Annotated in this window: 28 protein-coding genes, 1 tRNA gene, 2 pseudogenes and 1 riboswitch; of the genes and pseudogenes, 5 read left to right on the top strand and 26 right to left on the bottom strand. The window is 36.4% G+C overall.

From position 1 onward, the window contains the following. Positions 1 to 41: 41 nt before the first annotated feature. From mutY to efeO, 13 genes and pseudogenes are all read right to left on the bottom strand, one after another. Positions 42 to 1,205, bottom strand: a complete 1,164-nt coding sequence (gene mutY / locus RRU92_RS06970) for an A/G-specific adenine glycosylase (RefSeq protein WP_315639096.1) — start codon at positions 1,203 to 1,205, stop codon at positions 42 to 44. A gap of 459 nt (positions 1,206 to 1,664) precedes the next feature. Continuing rightward, positions 1,665 to 2,576, bottom strand: coding sequence for a bifunctional riboflavin kinase/FAD synthetase (locus RRU92_RS06965; RefSeq protein WP_315639095.1), 912 nt, complete (start codon positions 2,574 to 2,576; stop codon positions 1,665 to 1,667). Between the two features lie 65 nt (positions 2,577 to 2,641). Continuing rightward, a complete protein-coding gene (locus RRU92_RS06960) occupies positions 2,642 to 3,628 on the bottom strand; it encodes a dihydroorotate dehydrogenase (protein ID WP_315639094.1) in 987 nt (328 codons plus the stop codon). Next, positions 3,591 to 4,391, bottom strand: coding sequence for a dihydroorotate dehydrogenase electron transfer subunit (locus RRU92_RS06955; RefSeq protein WP_315639093.1), 801 nt, complete (start codon positions 4,389 to 4,391; stop codon positions 3,591 to 3,593). The genes RRU92_RS06960 and RRU92_RS06955 overlap by 38 nt, the downstream gene beginning before the upstream one ends. A gap of 246 nt (positions 4,392 to 4,637) precedes the next feature. Beyond that, a complete protein-coding gene (locus RRU92_RS06950; RefSeq protein ID WP_315639092.1) occupies positions 4,638 to 5,330 on the bottom strand; it encodes a sugar phosphate nucleotidyltransferase in 693 nt (230 codons plus the stop codon). 12 nt (positions 5,331 to 5,342) lie between these two features. Further along, positions 5,343 to 6,221 (bottom strand): DMT family transporter, encoded by an 879-nt coding sequence (locus RRU92_RS06945; RefSeq protein ID WP_315639091.1) that lies wholly within the window; start codon positions 6,219 to 6,221, stop codon positions 5,343 to 5,345. Further along, positions 6,211 to 7,080, bottom strand: a complete 870-nt coding sequence (locus RRU92_RS06940) for a phosphotransferase family protein (protein WP_315639090.1) — start codon at positions 7,078 to 7,080, stop codon at positions 6,211 to 6,213. Before RRU92_RS06940 ends, RRU92_RS06945 begins: the two co-directional genes overlap by 11 nt. Before the next feature lie 105 nt (positions 7,081 to 7,185). Continuing rightward, positions 7,186 to 7,266: pseudogene (locus RRU92_RS06935) on the bottom strand (2-C-methyl-D-erythritol 4-phosphate cytidylyltransferase); the annotation flags it as partial. A gap of 291 nt (positions 7,267 to 7,557) precedes the next feature. Next, on the bottom strand, positions 7,558 to 7,725 hold the full coding sequence (locus RRU92_RS06930; protein ID WP_000512114.1) for a twin-arginine translocase TatA/TatE family subunit: 168 nt from the start codon (positions 7,723 to 7,725) through the stop codon (positions 7,558 to 7,560). Then, positions 7,709 to 8,440, bottom strand: coding sequence for a twin-arginine translocase subunit TatC (gene tatC, locus RRU92_RS06925; RefSeq protein WP_315640916.1), 732 nt, complete (start codon positions 8,438 to 8,440; stop codon positions 7,709 to 7,711). The genes RRU92_RS06930 and tatC overlap by 17 nt, the downstream gene beginning before the upstream one ends. Beyond that, complete coding sequence (locus RRU92_RS06920; RefSeq protein WP_315639089.1) at positions 8,440 to 10,128, bottom strand: FTR1 family protein; 1,689 nt, start codon at positions 10,126 to 10,128, stop codon at positions 8,440 to 8,442. Before RRU92_RS06920 ends, tatC begins: the two co-directional genes overlap by 1 nt. Continuing rightward, a complete protein-coding gene (gene efeB, locus RRU92_RS06915) occupies positions 10,103 to 11,317 on the bottom strand; it encodes an iron uptake transporter deferrochelatase/peroxidase subunit (RefSeq protein WP_315639088.1) in 1,215 nt (404 codons plus the stop codon). The genes RRU92_RS06920 and efeB overlap by 26 nt, the downstream gene beginning before the upstream one ends. A gap of 5 nt (positions 11,318 to 11,322) precedes the next feature. Then, complete coding sequence (gene efeO / locus RRU92_RS06910; RefSeq protein ID WP_315639087.1) at positions 11,323 to 12,195, bottom strand: iron uptake system protein EfeO; 873 nt, start codon at positions 12,193 to 12,195, stop codon at positions 11,323 to 11,325. A 182-nt stretch (positions 12,196 to 12,377) separates the two neighbouring features. Here efeO and RRU92_RS06905 point away from each other — a divergent pair. Then, positions 12,378 to 12,482 (top strand): annotated as a pseudogene (locus RRU92_RS06905) (YbaB/EbfC family nucleoid-associated protein); the annotation flags it as partial. Between the two features lie 326 nt (positions 12,483 to 12,808). Further along, positions 12,809 to 13,108, top strand: a complete 300-nt coding sequence (locus RRU92_RS06900; RefSeq protein ID WP_315639086.1) for a YbaB/EbfC family nucleoid-associated protein — start codon at positions 12,809 to 12,811, stop codon at positions 13,106 to 13,108. A gap of 40 nt (positions 13,109 to 13,148) precedes the next feature. Here RRU92_RS06900 and RRU92_RS06895 read toward each other — a convergent pair whose 3' ends face one another. From RRU92_RS06895 to RRU92_RS06850, 10 genes are all read right to left on the bottom strand, one after another. Continuing rightward, positions 13,149 to 14,912: a glycerophosphodiester phosphodiesterase gene (locus RRU92_RS06895; protein ID WP_315639085.1), complete on the bottom strand. Its 1,764-nt coding sequence runs from the start codon at positions 14,910 to 14,912 to the stop codon at positions 13,149 to 13,151. Between the two features lie 8 nt (positions 14,913 to 14,920). Next, positions 14,921 to 15,511 (bottom strand): 3'-5' exonuclease, encoded by a 591-nt coding sequence (locus tag RRU92_RS06890; RefSeq protein ID WP_248034317.1) that lies wholly within the window; start codon positions 15,509 to 15,511, stop codon positions 14,921 to 14,923. A 69-nt stretch (positions 15,512 to 15,580) separates the two neighbouring features. Beyond that, the gene (gene rocS / locus RRU92_RS06885; RefSeq protein WP_000021254.1) at positions 15,581 to 16,072 is read right to left on the bottom strand and encodes a chromosome segregation protein RocS; all 492 of its coding nucleotides are present in this window, start codon (positions 16,070 to 16,072) and stop codon (positions 15,581 to 15,583) included. Between the two features lie 178 nt (positions 16,073 to 16,250). After that, the gene (gene truB / locus RRU92_RS06880; RefSeq protein ID WP_315639084.1) at positions 16,251 to 17,129 is read right to left on the bottom strand and encodes a tRNA pseudouridine(55) synthase TruB; all 879 of its coding nucleotides are present in this window, start codon (positions 17,127 to 17,129) and stop codon (positions 16,251 to 16,253) included. Between the two features lie 10 nt (positions 17,130 to 17,139). After that, complete coding sequence (locus tag RRU92_RS06875; RefSeq protein WP_315639083.1) at positions 17,140 to 18,414, bottom strand: DUF2130 domain-containing protein; 1,275 nt, start codon at positions 18,412 to 18,414, stop codon at positions 17,140 to 17,142. Positions 18,415 to 18,494: 80 nt separating this feature from the next. Beyond that, on the bottom strand, positions 18,495 to 19,292 hold the full coding sequence (locus RRU92_RS06870) for a formate/nitrite transporter family protein (protein ID WP_075230562.1): 798 nt from the start codon (positions 19,290 to 19,292) through the stop codon (positions 18,495 to 18,497). A 388-nt stretch (positions 19,293 to 19,680) separates the two neighbouring features. Next, on the bottom strand, positions 19,681 to 20,478 hold the full coding sequence (locus RRU92_RS06865; protein ID WP_315639082.1) for a formate/nitrite transporter family protein: 798 nt from the start codon (positions 20,476 to 20,478) through the stop codon (positions 19,681 to 19,683). A gap of 71 nt (positions 20,479 to 20,549) precedes the next feature. Then, entirely contained in the window at positions 20,550 to 21,197 is a 648-nt protein-coding gene (locus RRU92_RS06860) for a hypothetical protein (RefSeq protein WP_315639081.1), read from the bottom strand. Between the two features lie 66 nt (positions 21,198 to 21,263). Next, entirely contained in the window at positions 21,264 to 21,677 is a 414-nt protein-coding gene (locus RRU92_RS06855; protein WP_315639080.1) for a hypothetical protein, read from the bottom strand. 117 nt (positions 21,678 to 21,794) lie between these two features. Further along, complete coding sequence (locus RRU92_RS06850; RefSeq protein ID WP_315639079.1) at positions 21,795 to 22,304, bottom strand: QueT transporter family protein; 510 nt, start codon at positions 22,302 to 22,304, stop codon at positions 21,795 to 21,797. After that, positions 22,305 to 22,402: riboswitch (PreQ1 riboswitch) on the bottom strand. 28 nt (positions 22,403 to 22,430) lie between these two features. Here RRU92_RS06850 and RRU92_RS06845 point away from each other — a divergent pair. The 3 genes from RRU92_RS06845 (at position 22,431) to RRU92_RS06835 (ending at position 23,496) form a co-directional block, all read left to right on the top strand. After that, entirely contained in the window at positions 22,431 to 22,865 is a 435-nt protein-coding gene (locus RRU92_RS06845; protein ID WP_315639077.1) for a GtrA family protein, read from the top strand. A 70-nt stretch (positions 22,866 to 22,935) separates the two neighbouring features. Next, entirely contained in the window at positions 22,936 to 23,316 is a 381-nt protein-coding gene (gene mscL / locus RRU92_RS06840; protein ID WP_075231750.1) for a large conductance mechanosensitive channel protein MscL, read from the top strand. Between the two features lie 108 nt (positions 23,317 to 23,424). Beyond that, positions 23,425 to 23,496: transfer RNA gene (locus RRU92_RS06835), tRNA-Arg, on the top strand. 138 nt (positions 23,497 to 23,634) lie between these two features. On the opposite strand, the gene RRU92_RS06830 is transcribed toward RRU92_RS06835, so the two are convergent. The 3 genes from RRU92_RS06830 to RRU92_RS06820 all read right to left on the bottom strand — a co-directional run bounded on the left by RRU92_RS06830 (position 23,635) and on the right by RRU92_RS06820 (position 26,300). Further along, entirely contained in the window at positions 23,635 to 24,018 is a 384-nt protein-coding gene (locus RRU92_RS06830) for a hypothetical protein (protein WP_315639076.1), read from the bottom strand. 2 nt (positions 24,019 to 24,020) lie between these two features. Continuing rightward, positions 24,021 to 24,437, bottom strand: a complete 417-nt coding sequence (locus RRU92_RS06825; RefSeq protein WP_315639075.1) for a hypothetical protein — start codon at positions 24,435 to 24,437, stop codon at positions 24,021 to 24,023. Between the two features lie 72 nt (positions 24,438 to 24,509). Further along, entirely contained in the window at positions 24,510 to 26,300 is a 1,791-nt protein-coding gene (locus RRU92_RS06820) for a DUF262 domain-containing HNH endonuclease family protein (protein WP_315639074.1), read from the bottom strand. Between the last annotated feature and the right edge of the window lie 28 nt (positions 26,301 to 26,328).

The raw sequence follows: 26,328 nt of genomic DNA, 5'->3' as shown, positions 1-26,328 counted from the left end.
ATTATACCAAAAAAATGTAAAGAAGACACGCAAGACCGATGCTAGCAGCTTCTTTTCAAGTAGGCTTGCCAGATCTTTTGCTGAGGTTTGGCTAGGGGATAATTGCTAAATTCTTCTGGACTTAACCAAAGGACTTCTCTATCAGCGTATTCCTGCGACTCAGCAACTCGCCCTGCAATTATCTGGATATGCCATTTTCGATGGCTAAAAATGTGCTTAACCTCTTCAAAACGTAGATCTTGCCAATCAACTTCAAGATCATAGTCCTGTTCAAAACTCTCCTGTGGAGATGGGCCCAGTTCTAGAATTGGCTCCGCTACTTGACTGAAAAGATCCAAGTCTTGAGTTTGGTCTGAGAATTCATCAACTTCAATCAAGGGAAAATGCCAAAATCCAGCCAAGAGTTTTTCACTCTCATTCTTCTCTAATAGAAACTGACCCTGACTATTTTGCACTACAAGAGCCTTTAGAAAAATAGGAATTGGCTTTTTCTTTGGAGCCTTAATGGGATAGCGATCCATGCTCCCATGTTGGTAAGCAGCACTGAAGTCCTTAACAGGACTCTCCTCCGGTCTTGGATTAACAGGAGCCTCAATATCTGAACCTAAATCCATCAGTGCCTGATTGAAATCACCTGGACGATCAGGATCTATTAGAACTTCCATCATCGCTTGAAAAATCTTGCGATTGCTAGGATTTCCAATATCATGATTGACTTCAAATAGACGAGCCAAAACACGCATGACATTGCCATCTACTGCAGGCTGGGGAAGATTAAAGGCAATACTAGAAATTGCACCAGCTGTATAAGGACCTATCCCTTTCAAGCTTGAAATACCTTCGTAAGTAGACGGGAACTTACCTTCAAATTCATTCATAATCTGTTGAGCAGCTGTTTGCATATTGCGGACACGAGAATAATAGCCAAGTCCTTCCCAGGCTTTTAATAAGCGCTCCTCAGGAGCATTTGCTAAGCTTTCTACGGTCGGAAACCAGTCCAAAAAACGCTCATAATAGGGAATGACGGTATCAACTCGAGTCTGCTGCAACATAATTTCAGATACCCAGATATGATAAGGATTCTTGCTTCGTCTCCAGGGTAAATCCCGCTTGTTTTCGTCATACCAAGCTAATAATTTTTGACGGAAAGAGAGAATCTTGTCCTCTTCCCACATGATCACACCATATTTCTCCAAATCTAACATATTTCTAGTATAGCATAACCTTTAATGATACTCAAAAATTCAAGATAGACATTCAATAAAACAAAGACTATAAGACTAAAAGGAAGAAAAAGGAAATCTAAAGATTATCTTGTTTAAAATTTGAATAAACATATAGTTTAAAAAAGTTTATCAGAGTCTAGGATGTCCGGAAACAAAAGTAGAAAAGATTTATTCTATTCATAATACTCTAATTTTTATATAGCTACTTGTCAGTTTTAATTTAAAAATGTTGATTTAAGTTAAATATAGTGGATTGAAATAAGATATGAATAGAGAGGTTAGGAAAGTCAAATCAATTTCTAGCAATGTTTTAGAAGTCGAAATGAACTATTCTTTATTTAGCCTACTATAATAGTTATGATGATTCCCCAAACTTAAGCTAAAAATACAAATAAAAAAAGAGTTTGAGAAAATCCCAAACTCTACTATTTTTTGATTTTATTTTCTTGCTATCTTTTCATCTTCTTCTAGTTGCTTAACCAATTGATCAACGCTATCAAATTTTACCATATCACGGATACGGTCCAACCAGGAAACGATGACAGTTTCCCCATAGATATCGTCAGAAAAATCAAAGATATGAACTTCAAAACGCTCTTCTTCACCATCAAAGGTTTCATTTTTACCTAGACTCGCCATACCACGATAGACTTTTCTTTGAATTTCAACGTCAACAGCATAAACACCATCAGCTGGCATATATGTCCGATCCAAGTTGACTAGATTAGCTGTTGGGAAGCCAATAGTTCGACCTCGAGCATTTCCGTGAACCACTACACCTCTCGTTGGTAAAGGGAATCCCAAAAGTTTGCCTGCCTCTTTTACATCTCCTTCTAGAATGGCTTGGCGAATGCGCGTTGAACTAATTTTCCCCTTTTCGTCCTCAACTGGTGGAACAACAACCACTTCGCCATGGAAAAGTTCTTTTAAATCCTCAGCTGTTTTTCTATCTGAACCAAGAGTATAGTCAAAACCAACTACAATCGTATCTGCCTTTGCTTCCTTAACGTAGGTATCAATGAATTCTTTTGCAGTCATATTTGCTACTCGACTAGTGAAATCCATCAAATACAAGCTCTCAACTCCAGCTCTCTTCAATCTACGTTCACGTTCACTAGCATTCAAAATATGCAATAAATGTTCAGGTGAGTATTGATTCAGAGTTAGCTTTGGTGATTCGTTAAAAGTTACTAGAGCTACTCCCTGGCGCTTTTCAGCGGCAATGTTAGAAGCTATATCAAATAATTTTTGATGTCCAAGATGAACTCCATCAAAATAACCAAGTACAAGGACGTTTGGTCCTGGTGTTGCAATATCTTTTTCTGTTTTAATAGGTACTGTAATAATCATAGTATTTATTATACCAAAAAAATGGCGCTTTCAAAACAATTTAGACTGAATTCAGCATATAAAACTTAAAGTAAACTTTCTTTGACTTCATTTCGCAACATTTCTAGACTTTCGATCCCGTACTTATCCATGACCTTTGGTAGATTTTCGATAATATCAGGACAGGCATAAGGATTCGTAAAGTTTGCTGTACCCACTCCGATAGCTGATGCACCAGCCAGATACATTTCTAAGGCAGCTTCAGCTGAATCCACTCCTCCCATACCAATGATTGGAAGATTAGTTGTTTGAGCTACTTGACGGATTAGTTTTAGGGCTACAGGAAATACTGCAGGTCCAGACATGCCACCTGTCCCATTTGCAATAATCGGATTTCTAGTTTTGAGATCAAAACGCATCCCTACAAGGGTATTGATCATGGTGAGTCCACTAGCTCCAGCATCTTCTGCAGCTTTAGCAATGGTTACGATGTCAGTAACACTTGGTGTCAATTTAACGTAAACTGGCACATCTGATGCCCCTACGGCTGCTTTTACCACATCATAAGCCAAATCTGGGTCTTGCCCAATCAAAAGTCCGTGATTCCCATGATCAACGTTTGGACAAGAAATATTGAGCTCAATGGCTTTCACGTTAGGTGCCTTGGAAATACCACTAGAAACTGCTGCGTATTCTTGCTTTGAAAATCCAGCCACATTTGCGATTATAGGGAGATTGGGATACTCTCTTTGCAACCAAGGTAATTTTTCAGAGAGAACGGCATCTAGTCCTGGATTTTGTAGACCAATGGCATTCAACATACCAGCAGGTGTTTCTGCCACTCGTGGAGTTGGATTTCCAAACCTGGGTTCTAGGGTAGTCGCCTTAATCATGATAGAGCCTAAAAGGTCTAAATCATAGTATTTGGCATATTCTTGACCAAAGCCAAAACATCCTGAAGCAGGAATGATAGGATTCTTTAATTCTAAGCCTGGTAGAGAAACTTGTAATCGATTTGTAGTCATGACACTCTCCTTATAAAACAACTGTTCCTGTTTTAAATACAGGCCCATCTTCACATACACGTTGACTAACTGTTTCACTATCTGGTACTTTCAATACGCAAGCGTAGCAAGCTCCCATACCACAGGCCATGCGGGATTCTAGTGATAGATAAGCTCTTGGATGGTCGTAAAATGTTTGATTGATGTATTTCATCATACCAGGTGCACCACATGAGTAGATGGCATCAAATTCGTTATCAAATTCATTAATCACTACCGATACATTTCCTTGGGTTCTATAAGAACCATCATCAGTCGTTACAAAGACTTTACTGTATTGGGCTAATTCATCTTCCAAAATAACTGCATCTTTAGTAGCAAATCCTAGAACTGTTGTGACATCTACACCACGTTCATCTAATTGTTTAGCTACTTCAAGTAAAGGAGGAACACCAATTCCACCACCGACTAGGAGAACATGACTCTGCTTGTCTAAATCAGACAAATCAAATCCATTTCCTTGAGGTCCCATAACATCTAAGCTATCACCTGTTTTTAAGGTTGAAAAAATTGCTGTACCAGAACCTTCGATACGATAAATAAGATGGCATTGTTTTTTAGCCTTATCTATAGACGAGATTGAAATCGGACGACGCAAGAGATGGGCATCATCAGGTACACGCAAATGTAGAAATTGTCCAGCTTTCATAGCTTCAACCATTTCTCCTTGAAGTACGAGTTCAAAGATTGCTGGTGCGATTTCCTTTTGAGACACTACTTTCATGGTTTCCAAGCGAATAGCACCCATGCGTTTTTTACAATTTGGATTCATACCGTTTCCTCCTTAAATTTTAAGGGGTTCAGAAAAAGAAAAACCTTGCAATCGCAAGGTTTCAGTAAGATACTTACAGAAAAGAATCAAATAAACTGTGTTTATTCGAAGTTTGTGTAATCTATTTTCTATCTGACACCTTGTGAGCCTCTCTGGACTTCCCTTAAAGGTTAAATTTTTACTAGTATACTGTATCAACCCTAAAAAGTCAAGCAAAAATAGGTACGGTGTCTGACGTATTTTAGTTTACTTATTTTGTGAAGAGAGAATCTTCTCCAATTTTTGATAATCTTTAACACTGTCAATTTCATAGATAGAGTTTTCTTCCAACTCTTCTACATATACATCTAGTTCTTTGATATTATCTTTAACCATGTTGTCCCAGTAGAGATCTACAAATTCTCCGCTTGCATAAGCCTCATCGATAAATCCAACAATCTTTTCAGCTGTTGGAGCATCCCAGAATGAAACTCCACTCAGGATGCGACCATTCTTACTATCAACGATGATATCTTGAACTTTGTAATCTTCTCCGTAAACTAGGAACCATTCATTGTCACAGTCTTCACGATAAACACTGAAATATGTTGAACGCTCGATATCATTACGGAACATATTTTTGAAAAGATAGTTATCCGCATCGATAACGTAGCTATTAGCCAACTCTTCTTTTACCAAGTAAAGTGAGTAAAAATTATTGTAATCAGCATACTTATCGTTGAAGACCAAACGAACTCCATACTTCTCTTTAAGGTAATCGAATTGTTCTTTCAAATAACCTACAACGATGATAATATCATCAATACCACGTTCTTTTAAAAATTCAATTTGATATTCAACCAAAGGTTTTTGGTTAACTTGAACCAAGGCTTTGGGAGTGTTTTCTGTCATAGGTCTCAAACGAGTTCCCAAGCCAGCTGCTAAGATAATCGCTTTCACGCGCTTTCTCCTTTATTCTTTAATAATAATGTAAACACCAGCCATTACAACAAATGAAGTAATGATTGTTAAGACAGTCAGAGGTGTTCCCAAGAACATTGCTGCAAACAAAACAGTCCATACTACATAACTCACATTTAGACCAGTAGCTTTTGCCGGCTGCAATCGATTAATAGCCATATAATAGGCTAGATAAGAAATCATATTAAATGCCGCAAAGACAATCAGAAGTCCCAACAATTGTCCATTTGCCACTTCTGCAAATGAATGATGTGAGAAGAGAACAATTACAAGATAGGACAGGAAGGAAGTTACTTGTCGAATCAAGAGGGCTTCGAGTTCACTGAGTTCACTTTCCATTGCAAAAGAGCTTAGAACACTTTCACTCCCCCAAGCAAGCGCACAAATCAAGGCGCAAAGAATTCCGATATAGAAGGAATTGACTTGTTCAACCTTGTAGGTCTGAGCAATAATGCCTGCAATGATTAACAAAATTCCAAATACTGTATTCTTTGAAACCTTATGCTTTAGAATAAAGAAGGCAAGAAGAACAGAAACTGCAGGATAAATCGCTGAAACAGACGAAGCTAAGGAGCTACCAATATACTTAACCGCATAAAGATTGGCCTGCATGCCAATAGGACCAGCAAGTAAGGCTCCAATGATGACACTGACATTTCTAATGTTCAAGAAGATTGAAAAACGTACCTTTCCTTCTTTAACTAGAAGATATCCTAGCAAGATAAAAATACTTAGAAAATCGTGTGCTGCTGCTACTACAAAAGGCGATAAATCCGTGAATATTGAAAAGATATAAGCACTAATCGTTAAGCCTAATCCCCAGAACACACCTGATAGTAGCCCAAAAGAAACTCCATTTTTAGTTTTCATTTAAATCTCCTTCAGACTCTAATTCTTTTACTGCTCTATTGTAACGAGAGATTCCGTAATCTCCAAAATCTGCACCATTTTCTTCTTTGTAAATAGTCCAAAGACTCCAAATGATATCTTGCAAGATTTTGTAAATACGAATTTTCTCTCTTGAAACGGGAGTCTTGTCACTCTTATAATGACTTAGAAAATCTTCTTCCTCTGCACTGGTAAACTCAGATTCTAGGAAGAGAGCTGCCAAATCCCACATAGGATCATTCATAGATGAATATTCCCAATCAATCAGATAAAGGTGACCATCTGGTCCTTCTATGAAATTTTCAGGAACCAAATCAATGTGACATGATTTCTTATCGATACCAATTTTTTCAAGTTGGTCTTTCAGAGAAAACACAGACTTTCTGACAGCTTCATAGTTCGGATAGGAAATCTCCCCTTGAATCAAGGTTTCATATTTTTTGATTTCCTCAAAGGGAGCAAACTCCCCTTTTAATTCCTTACCCGAAGCATGAACCGTTTGTAAAATAGGCGCAATCTTTTCAAACTTAGTCTTGATAGTAGTGGAATTAAGAGTATTCGCAGATTTAATGTACTGATTAACCTTGATACCTGCTTCAATATCGAAAAGATAATTTTCCACATCAAGTTTTAAATCTTTTAACAAGTCCAGATTAAATTTCTCATTCTGGCGGTTGATCAATTTATCTGTGCCTTTTCCGAAAAACTTAACGATATACTGATTTGAGGTTGTCTTAACCAAATAGTTTTGATTAGTCATTCCTCCTAGTTGTTCAACACTTAAAATATCTTCATCAGTTGATAGTAAAGATGTCAGTTTTTCCTTAATAATCTTTTCCACAATCATCCTCCATTAGACTTCCCACTTAAAGACTGTCTTAAATGCGGTATTTAAGTCAGTTGCAAAAACTCGGTGAATATCTTTGATTTCTCTGACTGGTTCTTCTAGCTTTAAGCATTGTTTAGGTAAATTACTAATCCCCATGCGCGTGCCAGTTCCACCTGCTAAAATTCCAGCGTAGATCATTTTAATACTCCTTTAGTCTGTTCTAAAAAACTCATTCTTTACCATTATATCACAACCTAGCCTTTTATCGAAATAAATACTAGAATTCTCTAGTCAGAAAGAGCCTAGGCATACCTTTAGGGAAAGTAACTTGAATGATAAAAAAATCTCAACTCTATTTTCAACAAATATAGAGTTCTTCAGAATAGTATAGAAACCTTAAAAAAACCTTAAACTAAATAAAAAAGTTGAGATTGTAGCCAGAGATAATTCCAATCCAACAATTCTCAACTCTATTCAATCATTTTTCGTTTATTTTTCTTCTTGCTCACCGATGCCCTTAACGGCTTTCTTAAACTCGGCAAGCATTTTTCCTACTGACTCGCCTAACTCTGGTAAGCGTTTTGGTCCAAAAATCAACAATGCTCCAAGGACAATGACTATCAAGCCCGGTGCACCAATATCACGTAAGATTCCCATCTTTTTCTCCTTTCCTTTTTCTCTTAATTATCCATTTACTAATAGCGATACTAACCTCATACAAAAGGATTAGGGGAACAGTCATCGCTAAATCGCTAATAAAATCGGCCGGCGTCAATATAACTGCCAATACCAATAAAATGAAGTAGGCATAACGTCTATAAGAAATGAGTAGGCCAGGTCCAATCAAACCAATTGAGGTAAAAAAAGCAATGATAACTGGCAATTCAAAGATAAACGCTAGTGGTACAGTTGTTTGAAAGACAAAGGCTAGATAATTTTGTGCTGTCAGTTGCGTCTCAAATAAGTTTTCACCTAGTCCCAGTAAGACCTGAAGTATAGCTGGTGTTACAAAATAAAAGCCAAAGGCTAATCCCAAGATAAAACAAAGAAATGTTGCAGGTATATAAGCAAAAATCGCCCCTGCTTCTTCAGTTTTAAGGGCTGGTCGAACAAAACTCCAGACTTGATAGACCGTAAAAGGTAAGGTAAGGCTAAAGGCCATTAAACTTGCTAAACGGAGATAAATCCATAAAATATCATTCGGCCCTAAGACGATTAACTTCTGACTAAAACCTTGTGTGATATACTGATAAACCTGATCGGCAAATAATATTGAAACGCAGAAAACTAGAAAGAAGCAAACAACTACTGCTAGCAATCTCTTTCTAAATTCTACCAAATGTTCAATAATTGTCAATTCCTTTTGATCCATCATTTTTCACCCTGTCTAATGGTAATTAGAAAAACTACGAGGATAAAGATAATCTGACCTGCTAACCCTTCCCAACTAGGGTAAATTCCCAATATATCAATACTTGGTATTCCTGAGATCAGATGGTTTGGAATCATATTTGTCAACTGTAAGGCATGGATACTGACTCCCGTCATCTTAAAAGCTAAGACATAAATCATCCAAGTCAGGATAAAGAAAACCTTGTGAGGTAGGAAAAATTGACTGGCCTTGTTCATCACAAAGGCAATCACGACTAAGACTAAGAGGGCCAGAGAAATTCCTAGGACAAAGTCAAAACTAGAAATCCTTGGCAGAATCCCTACGTAGAATAAAATCGTCTCAGCACCTTCACGGAATACGGCTAGAAAACTCAGAGCGAACATAGAAAGGAAAGAGCCTGTTTTCGTGACAGTTTGCATTTGTGATTCCATAAAAGTATTCCATTTTTTAACAGAAGATTTGCTATGAAGCCAAATACCGATTAAAATCATCATGATAACTGCAAAAATCCCGACTGCTCCTTCGATGATTTCACGGTTAGTTCCTGAGGTAACTGCTGGAAAGGCAATCTGTAGGATATAGGCAATTAAAAGACTAGCAACTATACCAGCAAATGCACCACCATAGACCCACTTGAGGCCCTTTCTCATCTTAGCAGCTTTCAAAGTTGTCACAAGCGCCATGACAATCAAGAGGGCTTCTACACCTTCTCGGAGCAATATGAGCATGGCATCAAATGCATTATAGGAAGCGCTAGTATCAATTTGAGATAGCTCTGCAATCAAGCTAGAAAGCTTTTCTTGATATTCACTTTCCTTTCCCTTAACCATGATGACAGGACTTTCATTTTCAACCTTGGTATAAAGCGAAGGATTGGTTGTACTTACAGAACCCTCGATGGTGGGCCAAATAGTAATAAACTCCTTCATCGTCGCAGCTGCATCACTATCTTGACCAGCTTGAAATTGGGTCAAAGCCTTTTTTAAAAGATCGATTCCATCCTTTAGGGTCAGATTCGAAGATGTAGTCGCTATTTCTGTACCTTCAACAAAGTTAGAAATGGCTGTCTTCAAATCATCAAACGATGCCTGAATAGTATCAAAGTTCGTTGGTTCAGTTTCAATGCTACTACGCAGAAAGGAAATTGCTTTTTCTACTTGCCCATAATGAGCTGTACTATGGTCGCGAACCACTGCTTCATTGATGGTCCAGGTTGAATTCATTTTTTTATAGGCTTCTCTTACTGCTTCCAGATCTTGAGAAGCGATTGCCTTATCTAAGGCTTCAAAACGAGGTTCTAATCGTGAAACAAGTTTCTCTTTTTCTGCATCTAGGTCGACTGGATTTTGCTCTTTCTCAAATGTCAAAAGGGCTAAAGAAATCTGAGTTAGCTGGTCTTCAGTAATATCACCAGTTAAGGCCAACTTTTCTTGAACTTTACGTCCTGCTTCAGAGTCAGAATTCTCGACTTTCTCGAAGTCTTTGGTCATTTCATCGATTATTTTTCTTGCCTGGTCTTGTTTGCCTTCTTTAACAGCTTTAGTTGCATCAGTTATTTTCACAAAGTAGGGACTCAAATTTTCCTTAGCTCCTACCGGAAAAATCAACAGGAAGAAACAAACAAATAGGAGGATAATACTTTTAAGATTCCAATAATTTCTGCCCAATGTAACCTCCCTTCTCTACTCCACCAAAGCAGGCAAAAAGTCCACTGCCTATATGGGTAACGTACTCATTCATTTTATCCGTAGCCCCCAGATTGGTCTGCACCTTAACAAAGTTATCTGGGTCCTTTTGGAAGGAAATAAACAGTAATCCTGTGTCAAACTGGCCAGTCTTTTCATCAATTCCATCAGAATAAGAATAGGATCGACGCAGGAGAGGTTTATCCACTTCTTTTGCTAAGCGTACATGAGAATCGTCAGGAAGAAGGCTCAAGTCCACCTCATCAAATTCGTTTTTCTTACCAAAAGGAGCTCCACTTTCCTTATAGCGCCCAAAGGTATTTTCTTGCTCCTCCAGATTGGTTCGATCCCAAGTATCAAGGAACATCTGGATGCGACGAACTGCCATGTAGGAACCATTTTCCATCCAATCCTTACTGTCAGCCCAAACAACCTGATCAAATTCTTTCTCAGTGGTAACATTAGCAGTCCCGTCTTTAAATCCAAAGAGATTCCGAGGAGTTTCCATACGATTACCGATAGCTGCAAAACCTGATTGACTCCAACGAAGAGTAACTGCATTCCTTCCTTTTCGGATAAGATTTCTAATGGCATGAAAGGCAACTTGCTCATCATCAGCACAAGCTTGGATAACTATATCTCCACCCGTGTACTTTTCTCGTAACTGTTCCTTTGGAAATGGAGGTAAATCTCTGAAAAGTTTGGGACGTTTGTTCTCTAGTTTCATCTTTTCTAGGAAACTAGCCGAAATTCCAAAGGTCAGGGTCAAACGATGAGGATTAAGTCCAACTGTTTCTCCAGTATCACTTGGAGGCAAGAGGCTATTGTTACCATCTTTTTTAACCAATTCTCCTTCTACAAGTTTGGCACTATAATCCGTCCAATCCTTAAATAACTGGATGATTTTCTCTTTGTCAGTTGTATGCAAATCTAAAACCACAAAATAAATGTTTTTCTGCATGACAGTTGTAATGCCAGCTTGGTGTTTGCCATAGAAGGCTATTTTTTCATCCCCGTACGAGATTTTCTCCTGACCATCAAGCTTAGGTGCGAAAAAAGCAGAAGCACCAGAGAGTCCAAGTGCGAGACCAGCCCCTCCGATACCTGCTTTTTTTAGAAATTCTCGACGGTCCATTTTTTGTTCAAAAAATTTTTCGCCTTTGTTTGTCATATTACTTATTCTCCACCAAGAAATTTACCCATTTGTGATAATGGTTCACCAAGTTTTGTCACTGCTTCAGACAATTCTTTAGTGTCTTCTTTCGTTAAGTCTGTATAGAGCTTATAGTGTTCCTTGTCCGTCATGTGTTTGTCTAACAAACTATTGACAGATTTGAAATCTTCCTCTAACTCCTTAACCAAGGCTGCATCTGATTTTTCAAGTAAAGGTTTAAAGAGTTGGAAAATCTTTTCAGCACCTTGGATATTGGCACGAAAATCATACAAATCTGTATGAGAATAAATCTCCTCTTCACCAGTAATCTTACTTGTCGCTACTTCATTTAGAAGGTCGACAGCCCCAGTTAGCATAATCTTGTAATCAACATCTACAGTTGCAATCTTAGCCTTCAATTCCTTAATGTCATTTACCAGTTGGTCACCATAAGACTCAGTTCCTTTAGTTGTGTTTTCCTCCCAAAGAATGCGCTCAATACGGTGAAAACCTGACCAACCTTCTTCGGTCTTGTTTTCATCTAGATAGTCTGCCAAACGAAAGTCAATCTTCACATCAGATTCTCCGAAGCTCTCTGCAATCGGCTCTGAACGTTCATAAGACATACGGATTAAAGGGTATGCCTTTTTAGCTTCCTCTAACTTACCATCCTTCAAAAGTTTAACAAAACCTTCTGTATCTGTTAAAAGTTTATCTATCTGTTCTTCTACAAATGTTTTGTAGTCACTAGTTGCCTTATCCAATAATTTTTGGTTATCTTCTGATAATTTTGCGACCTGAGATGAATCACTTGTAGTTGACGATTGTTCAAAACGAACTGCACAAGCAGATAACAACAATGCCGAAGATAAAAGGATAAAACCAAGTTTTTTCATATAACACTCCTATTAAATCATGGGAATCCCATTTTTAAAATTTATTATATCATAGTTTTTCTAATTATTCAATAAATTGTCAGAAAATTTAATGTTTTATCGTTGAAAATTTGAATAGACTTTTATAGTTAAAATTGTTAAAATAATAAGGAAAATAATAGAAAAGGAAGCTATATACCACCATGATGAATATGCAAAACATGATGCGTCAAGCTCAAAAACTTCAAAAACAAATGGAGCAAAGTCAGGCTGAACTTGCTGCTACAGAATTTGTTGGCACTTCTGCTTGCCTGATCCAATAGTTTTTGGTTATCTTCTGACAATTTTGTAACCTGAGATGAATCACTTGTAGTTGACGATTGTTCAAAACGAACTGCACAAGCAGATAACAACAATGCCGAAGATAAAAGGATAAAACCAAGTTTTTTCATATAACACTCCTATTAAATCATGGGAATCCCATTTTTAAAATTTATTATATCATAGTTTTTCTAATTATTCAATAAATTGTCAGAAAATTTAATGTTTTATCGTTGAAAATTTGAATAGACTTTTATAGTTAAAATTGTTAAAATAATAAGGAAAATAATAGAAAAGGAAGCTATATACCACCATGATGAATATGCAAAACATGATGCGTCAAGCTCAAAAACTTCAAAAACAAATGGAGCAAAGTCAGGCTGAACTTGCTGCTACAGAATTTGTTGGCACTTCTGCTCAAAACCTTGTAACTGCTACTTTAACTGGAGATAAGAAAGTTGTAAAAATTGATTTCAATCCTGCGGTTGTTGACCCTGAAGACATCGAAACTCTTTCTGACATGACTGTTCAAGCAGTCAATGCAGCTCTTGAACAAATCGATGAGACAACCAAAAAGAAACTCGGTGCTTTTGCAGGAAAATTACCATTCTAATAGCATAAAAAGAGGCTGAATTCAGCCTCTTTTGTCTTATCTAAAAAGTAAAGAATTCCGTTGCCTTCTTTAAAAGTAAATCAGCGTATTCTGGGTCTTCCTGGGCAGTTTCAAGTTCTTCTTGTACCATTTCCAAATTATCCGTAATCATACCATCTACTCCTAGATGAAGCGACTTGTTAAAGGATTCCGAACCGTTAATCGTCCAAACATAGAGCTTTTGTTTTGTATTCCAAAGCTTGGTTACAAAATATTCATCTAAGGTAGAATATTCCATGGTATAACCTGTAGCATTCGTTCTTGGAAAAACGGAATTGTAGGGCAGAATGAAATAGACTGGAATTTCCTTATCATACTGACTTACTTTTTCAATAACATGATAATCCAAAGATTGCATCTGATGCCCATAGACTTTAATTTTTGCTCCATATTGATCTAGAAAATGATCCATCATCTGAGCACTATCTTTTCGACTCGTTTTAATTTCGATCAGCAATTTCTGATGAAGGTCATTGGCACGATTTATATAATCATCAAAGCTGGATATTTTGGTCTGATAACCATTTTCATAAATATCTAATTGCTTCAACTCATCTAAAGTTAAGTCTTGTGGTGTTACATTTAATCCCGCTAAACTTTTTAGGTTAGCATCATGCATCATGACAAACTGACCATCCTTGGTTTCTTGTACATCCATCTCAACTAAATCTGGTTTTAACTGAGCTGTTTTTTCTAAGGATTCAACTGTATTTTGGACACCATTTCCATTAGAAACACCTCTGTGAGAGATGACAAGTGGAGGATTGACTACGGGTGCCTCTAGATAAACATAACCCTCAATCGCAAAGAAGACACTGGCGCACCCCATTACACCCCATCTCATGATATGATCTTTCTTTCGTCTTGGCATAATATCCAACTCCTCACCAGTTAAAAAGGAGGTAAACTTAACCAAGAAGTAAGTCAAAGCCATATAGTGGATATTTTTAATCAATATATAGTTCGAAATAGCAAGAACCAAAGATTCTCGATGTGTGAGACCATCCACTAAAAACTGGACAATCAATAGTGGGATTAGAAGCAAGTAAAAGAAAAGATTTGTTTTGACAACAATGAGAAAGAGATGCCAAGCGTAAAACCAGAATTGATTTCTAGTTCTTTCAAGACTATAGAGCACAGCTTCCTTGACTGTCATCTTATCATAAAAGATTTTTGGAAGAACAAATACTAACTTAACAGAAACGTAGAGGAAGAGGATTGACAAGATGATAATACCTAGCCACCACATCCAGTATTTATCTTCCATGTAGGTCTGAATAAACTCTGGGATTACGATTTTATTAAAATAATAAATCTTTAAAATCTTCCTGATAAAAGGAAAAAGCATGGCAACATAGAAGAAGATAAATAAGGCTTTTGTAATTGTCAGACCTTTCATAAAGACAAGACTCTCACGAAAGACCTTACGACTGTATTCTATCAGTGTTCTTTTCTCATGATAGAGAAGATGACGCGCCCCTATAAAGAGAAGACTGAGTTGAAAATAAGCAACTAAAAGGTTAAGAATGATTAAGATTAAGAAGCCAATACTGACTATAGGAGCATTTTTGATAATGGCAAAAATGTTATTGTAAGAAATAAACAAATAGCCCGTCTGACTTAGCAAAAAACCCGCTATCAATGAATTCAAAGGTAACCAAATATAGTCGACCAACATAAATATTAAAAAAAATAGAAAGAGGATTTTATCAAGATTGAGGTAAATCTTTTTAAAACCCAATTTTTTAGGCTTTTCAGGTTTCATAAAAGCTCCTAATCAAACAGTTGTGATAAATCTAAACCACCAAAAGGATTAGAGTTAAGACTACTCTTGACGTCCAGTAAGATTTTACTTTCGTCAGACTCTAGGAATGCTTCATAAACACGCGCAGTCATACGAGCATCCTCTAAACTGTTATGAGATTGTCCCTTAAATCCTAGAAAACTTGCAACAGTTTGTAACTTGAGATTGGCAATACCATGAAGATCAGAACTGCGTCGCTCAAATGCTTCATCATAGAGATCCACTAGATATTGGCTACTATAATCCAAACCATGCTCCAACAAAATCGGTAAATCACTCTTGGCTGCATTATAACCAACAAGGGGTAACTCACCCACAAAGTCTTGAAAATTCTTAAGAACTTCCTCCACCATCGGTGCATCTTTCAAGGTTTCAGACGTGATACCCGTTAAACCATTAATAAAACTTTTCAAAGGCACATCGGTATGAACATATGAGTCAAATGCTCCTACTTCTTCACCATCTTTAAAACGGACCGCAGATACCTGAATCAAGTGAGTTTTATCTTGGTGTTTATTAAATTCCAAATCAAATGAAATATAATCTCTTAATTTTTCCATCTTATCCATTCCTTATTGTATTTGAAAAAGAAACTACTTGGTTATACCTAGAAACCAAGCAGTTTTTTCTTATCCTCCAAATAAGCGAGCAAAGAAGCCTTTCTTCGTTGCTTGTACTTCTTGCTTAGCCTGATCCAACTCCAACTGAAGGTTTTCTTGGTCCTTCATAGCTTGTAGAGTTAACTGTTGTTGTTGATCCAATTGCTTATCTTTTTCTGCGATTTGACGGTCTTTAACACGCATCTGTTCATCTTTTTCAGCTAACTGTTTGTCTTTGGCCTTTAACTGCTCATAAAGACGGATGATTTCAGCGTTCTTTTCATCAACAAGAATCTCCATTAACTCACGTTGCTTCACATCATCACTAACAGGTTCATCTTCAAAAATGGTTTTTTTGTAGATTTCTTCAAGCTTAATCAAGCCACTGCGAGTTACCACAGTGACTCCTTTATCATTTTTAGTCGTATCTTCTTCAGGTAATTCCTTGACACGGTTATTGATTGCTTGGCGGGACAAGCCCAAGACCTCAGCAATCTCACTAACAGTCATCTCAATACTCATAATATCCTCTGAAAGTTTTCTAGCTTTTCTTTATTTAAATATTATCATAAGCAAGCAAAACTGTCAAATATCACCGTGTTTTCAACCCTTTTTCATAACTTTTTCGGGTCCAAACTGAACTGTCTTTTAGCATTTTTTAAAACTAAAAATCAGTTTGCGATTTTACCACCAGTCCTAATCAATTGAAAACCTTTCTAGGCTTATAGAGTTGGTCACGTTTCTCTAAAATGGCTAGTAATTTTTCACCTTCAAAACCAGCCAATTCCTTCTCGGTTTGTTCCAATTCAATAAAGCGACCAAAACGCACTTCTTCTGCCTGCTCTGGAGTCAAATATACCTTGACCAAGTCACCTGTCCCAATCTCTAGGGGATGAAGAAAGTCTAATTCACCAGCTTGAACCTTTTCCTCAATTTCATTCAAGGTCAAAGCATTATCTAACTGCAAGCCCGCTGCACTTGTTCGTGTTAAATGAGACATATGAGCTGCATAGCCAAGTTTTTCTCCCAAGTCAACCGACAAGGTACGAATATAGGTTCCCTTACTGCATTTTACACGGAAGGTAAAGCGTGCAAGATTATTTTCATAGGAAATAGGGCTAGTTCTTTCAAAACTATAGATCGTCACCTGACGTTCTGGACGCTCCACTTCCTGACTAGCACGCGCATATTCATAGAGTTTGCGACCATTGACCTTGACAGCAGAGTACATAGGTGGAATCTGAGTGATAGGACCTGTCAGACTAGCGATTGCTTCATCAACAAGATCCTCATCCAGAGGTGACAAAACTGGTGTCTCTGCAACTACCTCACCACTAGCATCCTCGGTTGTTGTTGAATAGCCTAGGGTGATTTCACCTTCATAGACTTTACCCTCGTCCTGCATAAACTCGACCATGCGGGTTGCCTTACCGACGGCAATCGGTAAAACACCGACAACATCAGGGTCTAAAGTCCCTCCATGACCAATCTTCTTAGTTCCTAAAATCCTACGCAGCTTGAAAACTGCATCATGCGAGGTCATCCCCGCCTCTTTTTTTAAGTTGATAATACCGTTCATGTCTTGCTTTCTATTCCCCCTTCAATGCTTCAAACTTTGCTTTCATGGTTGGATTTTTGCGGGTTAATTTTTTGACAGAAACATCATCCAGCTTGTTATTAGCCAGTCGGAGTTGGTTTTCTGATGTTGTCAGGAATTTCTTGACCTCTTCCATACGCTTAATGGCTTTATCAATCTCATCGATGGCCTTTCCGAAGTTGACCGAAGCTGAATTATAATTCTTTGCAAAAGCTACCTTGAAAGCGTCCAAATCTTCCTCAAAATGCGTGATATCGATATTTTGCTCACGAACAAGCGCTAACTCCTGCTTGTATTTTAGGGAATTAAGGGCAGCATTGCGCAAGAGTCCAATTAGTTGAATAAAGAACTGGGGACGAATGACATACATCTTCTCATATTCATGGCTAACGTCAACAATTCCTGTATTAAAGTAGTCGTTTTCTGCTTCAAGCATACTTACCAAAACAGCATACTCACAGTCTTTCTCACGGCGGTCTTTATCTAATTCCTTGTAAAAGTCTGCATTCTTATGTTTCTTCTCTGTCCCGTCTGCTTCATTTTTCATCTCAAACATGATGGAAATGAATTCTAGTCCATTTTCATCAAAATCACGGAAAATGAAATCGCCCTTAGAACCACGTGCTGAAACCTTGTTGTCCTTTTCAAAGTAAGCATTTGGGAAGGCAAAGCTACGAACCTTGTTGAACTCACCTTCCGCATAGTGTTCCAGACTTTCACCAATAGCCTTTGTTGATTGTTGGGCTTTGAAATTCTTATAGAACTCAACCTGCTCATTAGCCGCCTTAAGCTGGGCCTCATAATTTTGTTTTACAGAGGCTAGAGACAACTCATTTTCTTTTTCTTGTAAAAGGAGCTGGTTTTTGACCTGATCACGTTCTTTCTCTAAATCAGATAGTGTTTTTTGTAGTTGATTTTCATGCTCTAAACGCAAGGTAGCCAATTGATTTTCGAGAGCTTGGACTTCTTTTTCCTTCTCTAGCAAGCTTTGACTTGCACTTTGCTCCACTTCCTTTTTGGCCAATTCTTTTTCTGTATCAAAGTTGTTAATTTGACTTTGAAGCTGGGCAATTTCTTGATCTTTTTGAGCTAGTTTTGCCTGTTGTTCATTTAAGGCTTTTTGTTCCACCAATGTCAATTCTTGTTTGATTCGTTCATGCAATTCCTTATCAAACTCTGCAGTGCGAACTTGAGAAAGTAGTTCTGCATATTGGCTTTCATTGACTGTAAATACTTCGCCACAATTGGGACATTTAATCTCGTTCATGTTATTCCTCTATATTTAACTATTCTACATTCATTATAGCATGGATAAACAAAAAGAAAAAGTTGGAATGAATCCAACTTTTAATCTACGTATGTATCTTCGTTTTTATTTAAGAAGGCGTAAGGTAATCCCATCAGTAGACCACCTCCGATAAGGTTACCGATAAAGGTCACACCCCAGTGACGAAGGATATTTCCAATACCGAAGTTTGCGATTGAATCAGCAGCAACACTGAACTTCACAATCGCAAATGAAGCAAAGTTTGCGGCGATGTGCTCGTTTGTTAAGAATACAAACATGTAAATGGCTGAAAGAACCAACCAAAGTTTTGCTCCACCATCCTTAACTAAAACGAATGAAAGAATCGCGATATTTACAAAGACATTAGCCAAGATAGCTTCAAGCAAGATAAGTTCATTTGAACGGCCCAACTTCATTTCCACAACTCCAGAAATAAAGCTATCATGGGTAAGGTTTGCATAAGCTGCTGAATGGGCGAATCCCCAACCTGCTATAAGAGCACCGATCAAATTAAAGAGTGTACAGTATAGAAGGATTTCAGCAGTTTTTCTCCAGCTAATCTTTTTCAAAAAGCTACCAGCTGTCAAGAACATCATGTTAGATGTTACTAACTCAGCATTCAAGAAGACAATGTAAGCCAATCCCCAAGCGAAAACAAATGGGAAGAGGAAACGTCCACTACCAGGAGCAAGCTTATTAATCAAGTCAGCTCCAACTGCACCAGCTGCTGTACTAAATGTTAAGAATGCACCAGCAAACATTGAACGGATAGCATACTTGAATTTACTTTGACTGTAAAGACTTTCCTTTTTCTTACAAGCAAATTCAATTTTTGAGATAAATTCTGAAGAAACCATATAAACTCCTAAAACTTTTATTTGTGAATATTATAACATAAAATCGAAATTATGGAAAGGCTTTCTTAATTCTATTTACAATATTTTTATCACTTGTAGCAATCGTTTCCATTTGCTTTGTATCAGTATCTTTAATGTTTTCAACCCTTTATTTTCAAACTCTCTATTCTATATATTTAATATGTGTTTTCACTTTAATCTATATTGAATTTACAAAAAAGCCTCTTTAGTTTTCAGCTAAAGTCCATGAACTAATAATATGTTTGAATTTATAGACAGAGAAAATAACGTTTTTATCAAAAGCTTCTTTGGAAAAAAATCGAGGTCTGGATTTTTTCCCCGACCTCCTATATTATTGATTTTCATTTTATTTAGTAAGAGCTAAGTGCTAATCAACATAAGTCTCTTCATTTTTATTAAGATAAGCGTATGGTAAGCCTATCAAGAATCCTCCACCAATCAAGTTGGCGATAAAGGTAACTCCCCAATGGCGTAGGATATTTGGAATATCAAAGTTTGCAATCTGATCAGCTACAATACTAAATTTAATAATACTAAAAGACGAAAAATTGGCTGCAATATGCTCGTTAGATAAGAAAACAAACATAGAAATAGCTGACAAGATAATCCAGAGTTTGGCATTGCTATCCTTAACCAAAATTGAAGATAGAATGGCAATATTTACGAACATATTTGCCAAAATCCCTTCCAACAAGACCAACTCACTAGGTCGTGCCAACTTCTTAGCTACAATCTTTGGAAGATAACTGTCGTGTGTCAGGTGTGAAAAAGCCGATGAATTAGCAAAGCACCAACCTGCTAACAGAGCACCAACTAAGTTGAAAAAGGCACAATAGAGCAAAATGACAAAGGCTTTTTTCCAATCAATCTTCTTCAAGAATGTTCCAGCTGTCAGGTACATCATATTTGAGGTCACCAATTCAGCATTTAAGAAAACGATATAGGCAAGTCCCCAAGCAAATACAAAGGGAAAAAGAAAATAGCCAGCACTTGGAACGATGCTATTGAGTAGATCAGCACCTATGGCCCCAGCGGCTGTACTAAAGGTTAAGAAAGCACCTGCAAACATCGAGCGAATGGAATATTTAAACTTGCTTTGGTCAAATAGACTCTCTTTCTTATGGCAATAATAATCAATCTTTGAAATAAATTCTGACGAACTCATATAAACTCCTTAAAATATCATTGTTAATAGTATAACATAAAATATTTTAAGTGGAAATAAATTTTTGTCCTTTACATTTGATTGTTTTTAGTGCTTGCAAAAGCTTCAATTTCTTCTGCAGTCAACCCTACCAGCTCTGAAACCCACAAGCCGACAATATCTGACAAAACAGAATCACAGACATATTCATTCTCACCATGACCATATTTACAAGTGAATTGAGGGGTTCTTATCGCTGATTGATAAAAATTGAAGGCTAACTCTTGTAGTTTTTCTGGCTTAAATTCAAGTCCCAACTCTTGTGCAAGCCCAGCTCTCACTTTATCCCACACTTCCCCTTTTGACTGATAGTTTTCTCGTACTTTATTGAGAAATCCTTGACAGAATTTTACCAACAAATCCTTGTTTTGATAGAGCAAACGACAAGAAAAATCAGAGATATAACCAGCATGAAGTAAGAAGGTAAGCAAGTCATCAAGGCTTTCTGCTACCCGACCAACTTGGCCTTCACTCCCTATAAAGCCGATACTATCATCCTCAAGAATTACATATTCTCCCCCGCTGCCGTCTTTAGCAAAGGCTATGGGCGAAAGAGAATAAACTTCATTGTTCTTAGAAAATTCAACCTCTTTAAACTGGTCATAAAAGAGAATATCGCATTCTTGCATCAATAAAATTCTTAGTTGTTTATCTTCTCTTATTACTTGTAGTTGATTCATATTAGCTACTCTCCTAGCTTTGACAACTGTCACAAGTGACAACAATCCAATTTTAGCAATCGACTCTTAATAATAATAGATTTTAATATGGCACTTCTTGGCCACATTGGCAAGATTTTTCAATAACTCCTCGTTTCTTTTGCTTTTTCCAAAATGAAAAGTAAAAGATTTTCCATCTTTCCTTGTAAAGTACAGATGATACCTGTCCCCATTCATTCTTCTCCCTCGAACGTAATCAATATCAATCTGTCTAATTTCAGCTAGAGGAACAATCCTTTTTCTAAAAAGAATAATCGTGTGAATGTATAATCTTCCCTTTGCAATATGAAAAGGATCCAACATACTCCCACCACTTTTTAAAGATGTCTTAACTCTTTGGAAAAAAAGATAGAAATAAAATAGTGCTAAAAAAATTAACAAAAATCTAATGACCTGATTTTTCCAAAGGACTTCAAAAACTGAAATACGATAACCATACATATTAAAATAATCCCTTTTTTCTTTATTATATCACTTTTATTGAACAACTAGTTTTATGGACGAAGAAAAAGACTGAACAAAGTTCAGCCCTTTTCACAAATATTTGATGTGATATCTTTATCTGGTCAAATCAAGACGTTTACCGATTTTTCCGATAAGAATAGCACCAACAATGAGTGAAGCGAATTCTCCGATAGCAGTTGTAAACCAAGTTAAGAAGAAAGGTGCTTCTGCTACGATGTTCAATTCAGCAGCAATGGTAATCATTGAAATCGAAAAAAGAATTGAAAATAAGAAATGATCTTTACGAATCAATCCATTAAAAAGATAGTCTTTTTTATATTTGCTAAACAACAATACTCCCAAACTTAGGAAGACAAGCGTAGAACCTCCACCAACCGCAACATCGATGATTCCAAAACTGAAGAAATTAGCAATCATACAGCCAAGAGTAACACCGATAATGTACTTAGGATTGTAAAAGGCAAGAAAATTCATCATTTCAGAGATACGAAACTGATAAGCACCGTAACTGATAGCATTAAGGGGTGGTGTGATTGTCAAAACCACATAAATTGCTGCGACAATGGCAATATCTGCCAAATCACGGACAGTAAGTTTTTTCATCTATTATTCTCCTTTAGCGATTAACCCGCGTAAAATATGCTTGGTGAAAGAAGCTAAGCACCAAGGGTTGAACAAGTCAACCTTTCAAGTATAGCACATTTATCTCCTTTATGCTATACTATTTTTATGAAAACATACATAAAAAAATTCTTCGATAATGAAATTCTCTCCTACTTATTTTTCGGAGTTGCAACTACTCTTGTTTCTATCATTGTTCGCATCACGATTTTTTATCTTTGCAAACAAGAATTATTGGCGACTGCTTTGGGAAATATAGCTGGAATTTTGTTTGCTTTTTTCACCAATGATACCATTGTTTTTAAACAGAAACGAAAAAATTGGTTCAAGCGCCTGATAAAATTTACGACCGCAAGATTCATTACCTTTCTCTTAGACCTGCTCCTAACCTTTATTTTTGTGACAAGTTTCCCCCATATTATCGGTCAATTTGTAGGTGATGATCTCAATACTATCAATACAATTGAGACTATTTTGGCACAAATAACTATTATAGTCCTCAATTACATTTTCAGTAAAGTTTTTGTTTTTAAAAAACACTAAGCATATTTCTTGAATTCAACAGATGATTGAGATATAATTTAGACTGTAAAATTTCGAAAGGAAAAAGAAAATGTTAAAAGATCTTAAAGAATTTTTGCTCCGCGGTAATGTTGTAGACCTTGCTGTCGGTGTGATCATCGCTTCTGCTTTTGGTGCTATCGTAACTTCATTTGTTAATGATATCATCACTCCACTCCTATTGAACCCAGCCTTGGAAGCTGCGAAAGTACAAAACATCGCTGAGCTTGCATGGAATGGTGTTACTTACGGTAAATTCTTGAGTGCTATTATCAACTTCCTTGTAGTTGGTACTGTTCTATTCTTTGTGATTAAAGCTATGGAAAAAGCTCAAAGCCTTACTAAAAAAGAAGAGGTTGTTGAAGAAGCACCTGCTGGTCCAACTGAATTGGAAGTTCTTCAAGAAATCAAAGCACTTCTTGAGAAAAAATAATCATATAGAGGATTCGTTTCAATACTGAATCCTTTTTTTATTCTCCTTTTGCTGAGTTTAGAAAAAACTTGAGTTCAGCTCTCTTTTTTGATATAATAATTAAAGTTTCCACCCTTAGTGTAATGGATATCACGTAAGATTCCGGTTCTTGAGATGGGGGTTCGATTCCCTCAGGGTGGATATTTTATAAAGAACTTACCAAAATCTGTAGATAAAGCTGTAAGGATTTAAGCTCTATAATATTTCTAGTGGATAAATTCCCTATAGATATTATGGAGCCTATTTTATTGTTGAAAAAGGGTTGCTTTTACCTTGGTTTCAGTCTAGTTTTTTAATAATCGGAAATGCCTCTGTAAGAACGTCTATCCCAAAATTAATTCCCTGTACTTGGTAGTGATAGATGGGATCAGGATAAAATTTTTGAACTCTGTTTTTAAGGTGAGTGTCTATCATTTCAAGTAAAATCCCATCTGATAAATAGGGAATTTCTGGTCCACTAAGTAAATCTTCTTCGAGCAAATTCAGGTCCCACCCCTCATCGATGGATCTGCAAAAAAGAATCTTACCAAAATCAATACAGTATTTGAGCTTTTGATTCTTTAAGCCCTCAAGAAAAATTTGTAGGTGATTTTCTTGAGAAAGTTGACACCGTAGTTCATACCAATCATACTCTATTTCCTCACCAATATGAACCCACTTCATTTTTAACCAACCTCTTCTATCCTTATATCACTCTCTTGATTTTTATAGAGAACTAAGTCAAAAACTAGATTCTTTGCACAAATACGAAAATGAACCAAGTCTTCTTCAGCCAAAACTCCACCCGCCCTATGAATCACTTCTGTAATTAAGCTACTAGTTTCTAGCTTATAAATAGAGTATTCAAGCTCTGACGAACTAGGAATCTGATGAAGAACATCATATAAGTTTCTATCTGTAATTTGGTAAAAATGACAGAAGGGAAATTTCAATCGAATCAGATGTTTCTTTCCCTTCAAAGTCATCGTAGAAATCTCGTAATGACTATTTTCGCTAAAAGCTGCACTAGCTTCATATTCATCTTCTGGAATATTAGATTTCCACTCTAGCATTAAATCTCTCCCTCCACTATTTTCAATCATCTCATACGCTTTCTCTCTATAAAAATCTAAAGTAGTTTGAAAAACGCACACCTACTTGTTATTGATTTACCGTTAAATCCATCCTTTTTCCTTAAATTCAGCAATACGAGCTAAATCCTCATCTGAAGGTTTATTGGAAACAATTTCTTTTGTAATAACCGAATACTCTTTGTTCCATTTTTTAAGAATTGCAATAATAGAATCTGAAATCCTGATATCTCTTTTCGAAATTGATTCTAAATTCCACTCTTGAATTTCAGAAAGTCCCATAAATTTTGTGATTTCGATCTTAGAAGCTGCATATTCTTTTTTCTTTTTAGCAAAGTAACCATTTCCTGCTATAATATTTAACTTCTTTTCAAATGGTAATTTATTGCCTATATGCTCGATTTTCTCTCGGATTTTATGATCTGATTCATCGATAAAATAGTTAGTTTGCCATTTTTGAGGGAAGATATGCTCGATTTCCCATTTACTTGGTAATAATGAATCCTGATGTTTATAAGCAAGTGTTTTAAGCAACATTCTCACCACATTACGGTGAGGATTTTGGATTCCTGCTTCAAGTTGAGCTTGGTCTAGTTCTTTGAAATCAAATTTAGGAATATCTGATACAACAATTGCTGAATTTAATTTCAAAATATCACCCTTAACAGCATTGATAGTTGGAATAAGAATGTATTTTGTCATTAGTTCAGCGAGTAATTTATTTAAGAATCTTGCAAATTTATCCTCAAAGTTTTTATCCTTACGATAACAAATATAATATATAATCACCGGATATTTCCAGAACTCATTAGGATATGAAGTAAGTGTATCTAATGTTTGTTTTATCTGTATATTTGATGACCAACTCTCATATTCAAGCACTTCACCTTTATTGATTACTTTCCATAATTCGAGCATTACAAATAAATTATCTAATAATTCAGATTGATAAAGGCGCTCAAATTTGTTACTCGAATAGTATTTTCTGACACCAGGTGTAGTACTTTTAGTATCTTTTTCCAAAGCTCTAAGATAGAACATATAGTAATAAAATAATTGTTGGATACTTTCATTAGCTGCTGTAGCTTGTTCATCAAGCTCTTTCCAGCGTTCAATAAATATTTCCTTATCTTTTCCCTCAAGATGGTTATAAATCTTAGCTTTAAATATATCAGCATCAGATAGCGGTAAACCTCTGTCATTTAAAGTAGAGAAAATAGTCAATGCTGTATCTTGGGTATCGGCAGTTATTGGTAAAAGAATAGCTTGATTTAATAGGGAATAAATGAACTGATAAATCATTAAGGGATTATCACTTGAATGTTTATCAAGTAACTCCTGAAAATGAATATAATTTCTAGAATAATTATCTTTAGAATCTTTATTTGCTCTTCCAGTTTCGAGAATTTTACGAAGAATTTCATTACCTTCATTATTAACAACACGTGATGTTAGAAGAGTAGTCTTATAATCAACTGTTCCAGTCAGTTTATTAGTGCGCCAGATTGAAGGTTCAATCTTACCAATAAAATTGTTTGCTTCTGGAGTTCGTTCTGATAATGGAGAATTAAATAGCTTTGTGTAAATCGCTCTTAACAATAAAAACAGAGAGGTAATACGTTGCTGACCATCAATAATTTCCTGTTCACCATTATCATTTTCATACGAAACGATACTTCCAAGAAAATACGAACCTTCGCGTTCAGTACCTCCATTACTGACGGTAAATTCCCATAAATCTTCAAACAGTGTTTCAACCTGTTCATCTGTCCAAGCATAAGGACGCTGATATTCTGGAATAACAAATGGTTTTGTTCTTCCACTACCAAGTAGTGCCTCAACACTCTGCTTATTAACTTCTATTGTAGTTGGCATCTTAAACCTCCATATTATATTTGCTAAA

This window comes from Streptococcus sp. DTU_2020_1001019_1_SI_AUS_MUR_006, from assembly GCF_032340315.1.
GTDB lineage: Bacteria > Bacillota > Bacilli > Lactobacillales > Streptococcaceae > Streptococcus.
This window is presented reverse-complemented; position numbering and strand designations above follow the sequence as displayed.